This is a genomic window from Mesorhizobium sp. M7A.F.Ca.CA.002.09.1.1 (assembly GCF_003998555.1).
GTDB lineage: Bacteria > Pseudomonadota > Alphaproteobacteria > Rhizobiales > Rhizobiaceae > Mesorhizobium > Mesorhizobium ciceri.
In genome coordinates this window covers 1-8,988 of sequence record NZ_RZRR01000121.1, presented here as the reverse complement: position 1 = coordinate 8,988, position 8,988 = coordinate 1, and the positions used below count along the sequence as shown (strand labels likewise).

Genomic DNA, 8,988 nt, shown 5'->3' with positions numbered 1-8,988 from the left:
TCCCTGGCCTCTGGCCAACCCTTGGGCAAAACCCAACGGCCGGTATCGCGGCTGGTGATCAGCATGATTTCGACGCCGTCTCCCGTGTCGCGCCAGGGCAGGGCGGCAACCTGCAGGCGGCACGGCGCGGTGCCGAAGAGCCGTCGGACCCTTTCGGCCAGATGATTGTGTGTCGTTGGCCTCGTCAACATCGAAGAAGCTAGCCCCAGCCTCCGGAATCGTTTGCCGTCTCACGAATCTTACGGCTAATTGTCGGCAATAAAAGTAAAAAATTTCATTCGCCTGGCCAATTTCCGCCAATAGACGTCGATTTCGCGAAATATCCGGCTCTGCCGGACGTGTTTGCGAAAGCAAATCCATCCCCGGTGCAAGCTGCTGGTCTGTAACAGGGTAGTTGCGAATCAGCCGGCGTGGTCGTCGGCGATCGGCTTCTGGTAGGTGAAGCCCATATCCCACGGGAAATAGATCCAGGTGTCCTGGCTGACTTCGGTGACGAAAGTATCGACCAGCGGCCTGCCTTTCGGCTTGGCATAGACGGTGGCGAAATGCGCCCTGGGCATCATCGCGCGCACGATGCCCGCCGTCTTGCCGGTGTCGGTCAGGTCGTCGATGATCAGCACGCCGGCGCCGTCTTCGGCGAGCAGGGCAGGGGTGATCTCCTTGAGGACCTGCAGCTGCCCCTGGCTGGTATAATCGTGATAGGAGGCGACGCAGACGGTTTCGATGACGCGGATGCCAAGTTCACGCGAGATGATCGCCGCCGGCACCAACCCGCCTCGCGTGATGCAGACGATCGCTTTCCATTGCCCCTTGTTGGCACCGGCAAGCCGCCAGGCGAGTGCGCGAGCGTCGCGATGGAACTGGTCCCAGGAGACCGGAAAGGCTTTTTCGGGAAGGGACATGTCGCGCACTCCACAGCACGCGGGGATCGCGCGCAAGAAAACAGGGGAATGCGCGCGGAATTAGCTGGAAAGCCCCCATCTTGGCAAGAGCAGGGGCCTTGGCAAGGCAAGGGCCAGCGATCGCTGTGGGCTTACCGCGACAGGAAGGCTGCCACCGGCGCGGTGCGCAGCACGCTGCGCGTCACGCCGCCGAACAGAAGCTGGCGCAGCCATGAATGGCTGTAGGCGCCGAGCACCAGCAGATCGGCGCCGGTTTCCGCGATCCTGGTCTGGATGATGTCATCGACCGAACTGCCGCCCGACTGCTGCACCGAGACGCTGACGGTGGCGCCGTGGCGCGACAGCGCCGCCGCGATTTCGGCGCCGGCGGCCTCCGGGCTGTCGTCGAGCGTTTCAGGAGGGTCGATAACCAATATGTCGGTCTTCTCGGCTTCGATGATGAAGGGCAGCGCGTCGAAGGCGGCGCGCGCCGCTTCCTTGCTGCCGTTCCAGGCGAGCAAGACGCGTTTGAAGGTGGTGATCAGCGGACCCTCGTGCGGCACCACCAGCACCGGCCGGCCGGCATCGTAGACCAGCGTGTCAACGTCCGCGCTGGAATCGCCGCCCGTTTCGCGCTGCGCTGCTATGATCAGGTCGGCGGCCCGCACGCTCGAAATCCCGGTCAGCGCGCTGTCACCCGAAAAGCTCTCCAGGCTTCGCCACTCGAAGGAAAGACCGGAATCCTCGATATGCCTGAGAAACAGCGTCCTCAATTTCTCGGCCCGTTCCCGGTTCATATCTGCCGAAACCTGCAGGAATTCGGTGTCGGGAAAGCCTGTGGCAGAGGTGTAGGGCACGGGAAGCGTTTCGGCGTGGATGCCGACCAGATGGCTCTGGAACCGGTTGGCGAGCGGAATGGCGCAGTCGAGCACGCGCTCGGCGTCCTGCTCGTTCTGCAGAATGGCGACGATGGTTTTGAATCGCATGACAATCCCTCAGTTCACGAGCTGGCGAACTCGTGCCGGGGAAACGTTGCAGCGTCGTGCTTTGTTCCGGTCTGGACCAGATCAGCCGGGATTGCTGGCGAAGCCGGCGACCATCGCCTCGACATCGGCGCGGGCAGCGTCCAGCGCCTCCTGGCTGCGGGCACGCACGACCAGTTCGGTCCAGAACTTGCCATCGCCATATTTCGGGTAGGAGCCGATGATCGTATCGGGATGCGCTTTCTGGATATCACCCAGCGGCCCCCCGATGAGGCCTTCGCCGAACGGGCAGGGCACGGTCGCCGACAGCATCTTTGTGCCGGCCTTCAGCGTCGGCACGACATTGTCGAGCATGGCCTGGAAAATCGACGGCACGCCAGCCATGACGTGGACGTTGCCGATGCGGAAGCCAGGCGCGACCGACACCGGATTGTCGATGAGATCGGCGCCGCGCGGCATCCGTGCCATGCGCTTGCGGGCCTCGGTATATTCGATGCCGCGCGCGGCATAGCTTGCTTCCAGCATCGCATAGGCCCGGGCATCGTATTCGCAAGGTACGCCAAAGGCCTTGGAGATGGAATCGGCCGTGATGTCGTCATGCGTCGGCCCGATGCCGCCCGTGGTGAACACATAAGTGTAGCGCGCGCGCACGGCGTTCACCGCCGCGATGATCTCGTCTTCCTCGTCCGGGACGATGCGCACTTCCTTCAGGTCGATGCCGATCGCCGTCATGATGTCGGCGAGATGGCCGATGTTCTTGTCCTTGGTGCGGCCGGACAGAATCTCATCGCCGATGACGAGCATGGCGGCGGTCACGATTTCAGGCATGGGAAGCTCCGGCAAGCGAGTGGCCCGGGAAGGCGAGTGGTCTGAGATAGCGCGGCGCAGCGGTGGCCGCAATGTCATCTCCGCGGCGCCGGCTTTCCTGCCCGACTACATGACCGCCGGAGGTGGATGGCTCGGTCGAAGCCAACTCGTTTCCACACCATGTTCTGCGATGACGTGGCGGTCGAGCAAGATCTCGGCCGCATCGACGGGTGCTATGGCAAGGGGCACTTGCCGGAATTCATGGCCCAGGAGCGAACCGCCGCATCCATCGAGCGCATCGCCGGCCGGGCTGATCGGGGCCTCACCTCAGCTTCACGACAATTTCAAGGAACCATTCGGCTGACTACCGGGTTTTATGAGTGTCGCACCAAGGCGGCTAAGATACGGAGTGATTCAATGGTTACAAAACTTCTCGCAGCATCCGTCCTGACGATCGGTCTCGCCACATCGGCGATGGCGCAGTCACTGGACGACAGGTACTCAAACAATCATGACTGGTGGCTGTTCGGTAACAACGACCAGACAACTGTCGACCCCTACACCACGGGAAGCATCAGTGACGGCTCCGGGTTGAACACCCAAGGCAACACCGGCGCTATTGGCCCATGTGCCCACAACACACCAGGCCCGGACGCTAACGCAGGGCAAAACGTCAACGATCAGTATTGCGGCAAATAGCCAGAACGTGATTTCCGAAAAGCGCACGCCGATTTTCCAGAAATCCATGTTCGAGGGCTAGTCCGCAAGGACAGCCGCTGGCCGCTGGCGCGTCCTCTCTCCGGACGGCGCTGCGGTCGGCGCTCCGTCGAACCGCTCCACATCAACCGCGATACCGAATCAGTCCGAGACTTCTGTCTGCGGCCGGTCGCGGCCGTCGGCCAGTTCCTCATGCCATTTTCCCTCGGCGTCCTCATACTGGATGCCGTCCGTCGCTCCGGCGACCTGCTGCTCGGCCGAGGCGATTTCGGCGGCGCGCAACGCGTCCTGATGCGTCGGAAACGTCTCGGAAAAGGTCGCTCCGACCTTGTAGGCCCAGCCGCCGTCATGTTCGACGATCTTGTAAGTCAGCTTCGCCATGAAAAACCTCCGGTTGAAAGGTCCGTCTGCTCAATGCAGTCGGTCGTCGGGCAGTCTGTCGTCGGGCACCAGCACTTCCGATTCCTTGGCGGCTTCAATCAGCGCCCGGCGCGCATCTGCTGTCGAACGATAACCTTCCAGCACTTTGAGGCAAGTGTCGAGGGCATCACGATGGCGCGGGCCGCGATTGAGCGGCCACACCGTCATCAGGCACTCCGCGGCCTCCTGGGCGCTGCGGATGTGGCGATATTTGCCGACGTGGCCAAGTTCGACGACGACCGGCACTTCAAAAGGTTTGTTGTCCATCATGGCCGCAACGCAAAGCAGCCAATTTGGTTGCAACCATGGCCGTCAGCCTGCGCCCAAACGTCTCAGAGGCTGTTTGAAGGCTCTACAGCGCCGTGTCGGGAGCGCGAACCGTTCAGCCCGCCGCCTTCATCCAATGCTGCATCGTGGTCACCGAACGGGCAAGTTGTGGCGCCGGGTGGATTGTCTCGCTGAATGTCGCCGCCGCACGCCACCCCCAGCGCGGATCAGCCAGGAAGGCCCGCGCCAGCGCCACCATGTCGGCGCGGCCCTCGGTGACGATCGCTTCGGCCTGCTTGGGGTCGTCGATCAGGCCGACGGCGCGGGTCGGAATATCAGCGCCCTTGCGCACCGCCTCCGCCAGATGCACCTGATAGCCGGGGCCGGTGGGCAATTTCTGCAACGGCGAATTGCCGCCGCTCGAACAGCAGAGATAGGCAACGCCCTCGTCCTTCAGCGCTTTGGCCACTTCGATCGCGTCCGCCACGTCGAAGCCGCCGTCGACCCAATCCTTCACGGACAGCCTTGCGCCGAGCATCAGCTTTGGCACCGCCTTGCGCACCGCCTTGGTGATTTCGACGGCAAAACGCATGCGGTTTTCCAGCGCGCCACCCCAGCGGTCCGTGCGCTGGTTGGACAAGGGCGACAGGAACTGGAAGATCAAATAGCCATGCGCGGCGTGCAGTTCGAGGAAATCGAAGCCGGCGCGTTCGGCTCGCCTTGCCGCCTCGGCGAAGCGCTCGATCAGCTGTAGGATCTCCTCGTCCTCCAGAGCGTGCGGCACGTTCCAGCCGGTGTCGTAGGGGATGGCCGAGGCGGAGACGGTCTGCCAGGGATCCTCGTTTGGCTTCAGTGGCCCGCCGCCCTCCCACGGCTTGCGGTTCGAAGCCTTGCGGCCGGCATGGGCCAGTTGGGAGCCGAATTTCGTGCCGGGTGCGGCGACGCGTCGTGCAGCGTCCAGCGCGCGGCGGGCGGCCGCTTCATTGTCTTCAGAGTAAAGGCCGAGGCAGCCATGGGTGATACGCCCGCGCCGCTCGACATCGGTCATCTCGACCGTGACCATGCCGGCGCCGGACATTGCGAGGTTCATCCAGTGATGGAGATGCCAGTCGCTGGCCGAGCCGTCCTCGGCGGAATACTGGCACATCGGCGCGACGGCGATGCGGTTGGGGAAGGTGAGGCCGTCGAGAGTGATCGACTGGAAAAGCGACGCTGTCATGAGAAACTCCGGGAGGGTTCGCAGCTATTTAGGCGACCGATGGCGCCTGCGCCAGACACGAGGCGGTGAAAGGGCTTCTGGACCAATCACGGGCGGGATTGCCGAAATGCCGGTTCGCGGCTACGCCTCGGCCAGGCATGTCTCCCAAAAGTGGCTCCGGTTTTGGGAGAACGACAGGCATAAACAGGAGCATGAAGTGCGACGCGCTTTAGCATGGAGACCGGGATGGAAGATCGTATTCGCGTCCGTTCGGAGGAAATCCTCTCCGACGACTGGGCCATCCTGAAGAAGACCGTCCTCGACTACCGCCGGCGCGACGGTCAGTGGGAGACGCAAATCCGCCAGACCTATGATCGCGGCGATGGTGCGGTGATCCTGCCTTACGACCCCTTGCGTTCGACCGTGCTTCTGGTGCGCCAGTTCCGCTATCCCGCTTACGTCACCGGCCACCGCGAGCCGCTGATCGAGGCCTGTGCCGGTCTGTTGGACGAAAACGATCCGGAGACCGCCATCCGCAAGGAAGCCGAGGAAGAGCTGGGTTATCGCTTGAAGGATATCGAGCGGCTGTTTTCGCCCTATATGAGCCCCGGCAGCGTCACCGAACGGCTCTGGTTTTTCATCGGCCGCTATTCACCCGCCGACCGCATCTCGGCCGGCGGCGGCGCGCAAGAAGAGGGCGAGGACATCGAGGTTCTGGAAATGCCGCTCGACGAGGCGCTGGCCGGCATCGCCGATGGCCGTATCGTCGACGCCAAGACCATCATCCTGATCCAGCATCTGAAGCTCAATCCGATGCCTGCCTGAAAGGCGCCGGTCCTCCTTCGCCAGGACTTTCGGGTGGCCCGCCACCCGAAGCTCGAAGGGTGGTGCGGATGAAGGGACTCGAACCCCCACGCCTTTCGGCACTGGAACCTAAATCCAGGGCGTCTACCAGTTCCGCCACATCCGCATGGACCGGCAATCCCATGTGGCCATCATTCTGTCAATGTCAGAGACAAGATGTGGCCCAGCGACAAGATGTGGGGCAGGCCCCGAATGCTGGTTATCGCTGGGATGCGAAGACTGTTGAAAATTGGCCTCGCCTGTGACAAAAGGCGTGTCAAATGTGACGGGACGCGACGATCCGCTTCTGCAGAATGTGATAAGAAGTAGGAAAAACAAGAACTTATTCACATTTTGGAACGCAGTTTGGGAGAGTTTGAGCCGGGTTTTCGGTCAAATCGCCAGGTTCCGTACCAAAAGCCATTCCCGGCAAGAATATACCGGCAGGCTGTGAACGGCAGAGGCCGTGGCAGTCTCATTGGTGAAAACAAAGGTTTTACGATGCAGGTCACCGAAACGCTCAACTCCGGTCTCAAGCGAGAGATCAAGATCACCGTGCCGGCCGGTGACATGGAAGCCAAGCTGATGGCGCGGCTTTCGGATGCCCGCAACAAGGTCCGCATCAACGGCTTCCGTCCAGGCAAGGTGCCGGTGCAGCACCTGCGCAAGGTCTACGGCAAGTCGTTCATGGCCGAAGTGGTCAACGAAATCCTCAACGATTCGACTCGTTCGATCATTACCGGGCGTGGTGAAAAGGCTGCCATGCAGCCTGAAGTCATCATGACCGAGGACGAGAAGGAAGCCGAGAAGATCCTGGCCGGCGGCGCCGACTTCGAATTCCGCCTCAACTACGAGATCATCCCGGCGATCGAGATCAAGGACTTTTCCGACATCAAGGTGACGCGCCAGGTGTTCGACGTGCCTGATGCCGAGATCGACGAGCAGGTCCAGCGCGTTGCCGAATCGGCGCGCAGCTACGAGCCGAAGACCGGCAAGGCCGCCAATGGCGACCGTGTCACCATCGACTATGTCGGCAAGATCGACGGCGAGGCCTTCAATGGCGGCGCCGGCACCGATCAGCCGCTGGTGCTAGGCTCGAAGGAATTCATCCCCGGCTTCGAGGATCAGCTTGTCGGCGCCAAGGCCGGCGACGAAAAGCAGGTCACCGTGACTTTCCCGGAAAACTACCAGGCGGCGCATCTGGCCGGCAAGGAAGCGACCTTCGATGTCACGGTCAAGGAAGTGTCCCAGCCCGGCGCGCTGGAAATCAACGACGAGACCGCCAAGAACCTCGGCCTGGAGTCGCTGGAGCGCCTGCGCGACGTCGTGCGCGGCCAGATCGAGAACCAGTTCGGCGCCATGACGCGCCAGAAGGTCAAGCGCCAGCTGCTCGACCAGCTCGACGCGGCTTATTCGTTCGAGGCGCCGTCGAAGCTCGTCGACGCCGAGTTCAACAACATCTGGGCGCAGGTCAATCGTGATCTGGAAGCAGCCGGACGCACCTTCGCCGACGAAGAGACGACGGAAGAAGAGGCGCGCGCCGAGTATCTGCGGCTTGCCGAGCGCCGCGTGCGCCTCGGGCTGGTGCTGGCTGAAATCGGCGAGAAGGCCGGCGTGACCGTATCGGACGAAGAGCTGCAGCGCGGCCTGTTCGAGCAGGTGCGGCGCTATCCAGGAAACCAGCAGCAGGAAGTCTTCGAGTTCTACCGCAACAACCCGGAAGCGTTGAACACGCTGCGGGCGCCGATGTTCGAGGAAAAGGTGGTCGACCATCTGCTCGGTCAGATTTCGGTCACCGACGTCAAGGTCAGCAAGGAAGAGCTGATGGCCGACGACGAAGAGGACGAGACCGCCGTCAAGGCGAAGCCGGCGAAGAAAGCCGCCGCCAAGAAGGCCGACGCCAAGACGGCCGACGACGCGGAAGAGCCCAAGAAGAAGGCCGCGCCGAAGAAGAAGGCCGCCGAATAACACCAGCGCTCCGCTGAAACAGGAAGGCCGCCCTCGAGGCGGCCTTTTTCGTTGCCAAACTGCAACAGCCGCCATGCTTCGCGAGCGACGGCCTGTGGCGACCAAGCTTTGATCATTATCTGCGCTTCTATTGCAAGCCGCTTGGTTGTTGGAGGGCGTGTTGAGACTGTTCGTCGAATTGGGACACGCTTCGGCAATCGCGCTGATCCTTATCTCGGTCTGCGGCATTGCCCAGGCCGGCACGGTGCCTGACAACTGGCGCTTCGGCACGAGTGAAGACGGCCTCGTGACGGCCTCGCTCTACGCCACCAACAAGCTGATCACCGGCGGCGGTGCCTTGAGCTACAGCCCGATCCTGACGATTGCCTGCCGGGCAAACGGCGAGCCGCATTGGACTGAATGGCTGCAACTGAACGACGCTGTTTCGGCCAGCCGCAAGATCACCATGTCGATTACGGTCGATCAGGAGAGCAAGTTCGACGAAAGCTGGTCGGTCGGGCCGCGCGGCCGGATGCTGGTGCGCGATGGCGCCGATGGCATCAGGCGCCTTGTCGCCGCGAACCGGCTCCAGCTTTCGTGGCGGTTCGGGCTGCTGGCGGGGCGCGGCGAGGCCGATTTCGACCTCGCCGGGTTCGGCGAAGCGGTCAGCCAGGTTGCCGGAAACTGCAACACCGATCCGCCGTGAACGACCGTGAGGCGAAGGCGGCAACGGCCGAGCTCGCCGTTCCCGGTGATGCTGATCGGCTTCAAACCTTTGTTCTCATACATGTCGTTGCCTCAAAAACGCACTTTGGGGCGACATCATCAAACGGCGTTGCTGACCCAGCGGAGCACGTTGGTCCAAAGCCGCGCATAGCCGGGCCATTCGACAAAACTGTGCGGCAGCCAGTGCGGTCCGATGTCC

At 62.4% G+C, this 8,988-nt stretch carries 11 protein-coding genes, 1 tRNA gene and 1 pseudogene; 4 read left to right on the top strand and 9 right to left on the bottom strand.

Annotated elements, in window-relative coordinates:
• The 4 genes and pseudogenes from EN994_RS08085 to EN994_RS08070 form a co-directional block, all read right to left on the bottom strand.
• A pseudogene (locus EN994_RS08085) lies at positions 1-191 on the bottom strand (NUDIX hydrolase); the annotation flags it as partial.
• Between the two features lie 210 nt (positions 192-401).
• Positions 402-902 (bottom strand): xanthine phosphoribosyltransferase, encoded by a 501-nt coding sequence (gene gpt / locus EN994_RS08080; RefSeq protein WP_013532017.1) that lies wholly within the window; start codon positions 900-902, stop codon positions 402-404.
• Positions 903-1,033: 131 nt separating this feature from the next.
• Positions 1,034-1,867 (bottom strand): universal stress protein, encoded by an 834-nt coding sequence (locus EN994_RS08075; protein ID WP_027162597.1) that lies wholly within the window; start codon positions 1,865-1,867, stop codon positions 1,034-1,036.
• Positions 1,868-1,948: 81 nt separating this feature from the next.
• Entirely contained in the window at positions 1,949-2,692 is a 744-nt protein-coding gene (locus EN994_RS08070; protein WP_063167866.1) for a competence/damage-inducible protein A, read from the bottom strand.
• A gap of 126 nt (positions 2,693-2,818) precedes the next feature.
• Here EN994_RS08070 and EN994_RS35975 point away from each other — a divergent pair, with 126 nt between their 5' ends.
• Positions 2,819-3,370, top strand: coding sequence for a hypothetical protein (locus EN994_RS35975; protein WP_224672900.1), 552 nt, complete (start codon positions 2,819-2,821; stop codon positions 3,368-3,370).
• Positions 3,371-3,529: 159 nt separating this feature from the next.
• Here EN994_RS35975 and EN994_RS08060 read toward each other — a convergent pair whose 3' ends face one another.
• From EN994_RS08060 to EN994_RS08050, 3 genes are all read right to left on the bottom strand, one after another.
• The gene (locus EN994_RS08060) at positions 3,530-3,769 is read right to left on the bottom strand and encodes a DUF2188 domain-containing protein (protein WP_013532013.1); all 240 of its coding nucleotides are present in this window, start codon (positions 3,767-3,769) and stop codon (positions 3,530-3,532) included.
• Positions 3,770-3,799: 30 nt separating this feature from the next.
• On the bottom strand, positions 3,800-4,078 hold the full coding sequence (locus tag EN994_RS08055) for a DUF982 domain-containing protein (RefSeq protein ID WP_013532012.1): 279 nt from the start codon (positions 4,076-4,078) through the stop codon (positions 3,800-3,802).
• Between the two features lie 112 nt (positions 4,079-4,190).
• Positions 4,191-5,294: an NADH:flavin oxidoreductase/NADH oxidase gene (locus EN994_RS08050; RefSeq protein ID WP_024504404.1), complete on the bottom strand. Its 1,104-nt coding sequence runs from the start codon at positions 5,292-5,294 to the stop codon at positions 4,191-4,193.
• Between the two features lie 225 nt (positions 5,295-5,519).
• On the opposite strand from EN994_RS08050, the gene EN994_RS08045 reads away from it, so the two are divergent.
• Positions 5,520-6,098 (top strand): NUDIX domain-containing protein, encoded by a 579-nt coding sequence (locus tag EN994_RS08045; RefSeq protein ID WP_024504405.1) that lies wholly within the window; start codon positions 5,520-5,522, stop codon positions 6,096-6,098.
• Positions 6,099-6,158: 60 nt separating this feature from the next.
• Here EN994_RS08045 and EN994_RS08040 read toward each other — a convergent pair.
• A tRNA-Leu gene (locus tag EN994_RS08040) sits at positions 6,159-6,243 on the bottom strand.
• A 374-nt stretch (positions 6,244-6,617) separates the two neighbouring features.
• Between EN994_RS08040 and tig the strand changes: the two genes are divergently transcribed.
• The gene (tig, locus tag EN994_RS08035) at positions 6,618-8,084 is read left to right on the top strand and encodes a trigger factor (RefSeq protein WP_013532009.1); all 1,467 of its coding nucleotides are present in this window, start codon (positions 6,618-6,620) and stop codon (positions 8,082-8,084) included.
• Between the two features lie 160 nt (positions 8,085-8,244).
• A complete protein-coding gene (locus EN994_RS08030) occupies positions 8,245-8,769 on the top strand; it encodes a hypothetical protein (protein WP_013532008.1) in 525 nt (174 codons plus the stop codon).
• A gap of 119 nt (positions 8,770-8,888) precedes the next feature.
• Here the strand turns inward: EN994_RS08030 and EN994_RS08025 are convergent.
• A partial coding sequence (locus EN994_RS08025; RefSeq protein WP_245465997.1) for a glutamine amidotransferase occupies positions 8,889-8,988 on the bottom strand: 100 nt, incomplete at its 5' end.

Excerpts from the sequence above, each read along its gene's own strand:
- gpt (WP_013532017.1), bottom strand. The coding sequence starts at position 902 with ATGTCCCTTCCCGAAAAAGCCTTTCCGGTCTCCTGGGACCAGTTCCAT.
- EN994_RS08075 (WP_027162597.1), bottom strand. The coding sequence starts at position 1,867 with ATGCGATTCAAAACCATCGTCGCCATTCTGCAGAACGAGCAGGACGCC.
- EN994_RS08070 (WP_063167866.1), bottom strand. The coding sequence starts at position 2,692 with ATGCCTGAAATCGTGACCGCCGCCATGCTCGTCATCGGCGATGAGATT.
- EN994_RS35975 (WP_224672900.1), top strand. The coding sequence starts at position 2,819 with ATGGCTCGGTCGAAGCCAACTCGTTTCCACACCATGTTCTGCGATGAC.
- EN994_RS08060 (WP_013532013.1), bottom strand. The coding sequence starts at position 3,769 with ATGGCGAAGCTGACTTACAAGATCGTCGAACATGACGGCGGCTGGGCC.
- EN994_RS08055 (WP_013532012.1), bottom strand. The coding sequence starts at position 4,078 with ATGATGGACAACAAACCTTTTGAAGTGCCGGTCGTCGTCGAACTTGGC.
- EN994_RS08050 (WP_024504404.1), bottom strand. The coding sequence starts at position 5,294 with ATGACAGCGTCGCTTTTCCAGTCGATCACTCTCGACGGCCTCACCTTC.
- EN994_RS08045 (WP_024504405.1), top strand. The coding sequence starts at position 5,520 with ATGGAAGATCGTATTCGCGTCCGTTCGGAGGAAATCCTCTCCGACGAC.
- tig (WP_013532009.1), top strand. The coding sequence starts at position 6,618 with ATGCAGGTCACCGAAACGCTCAACTCCGGTCTCAAGCGAGAGATCAAG.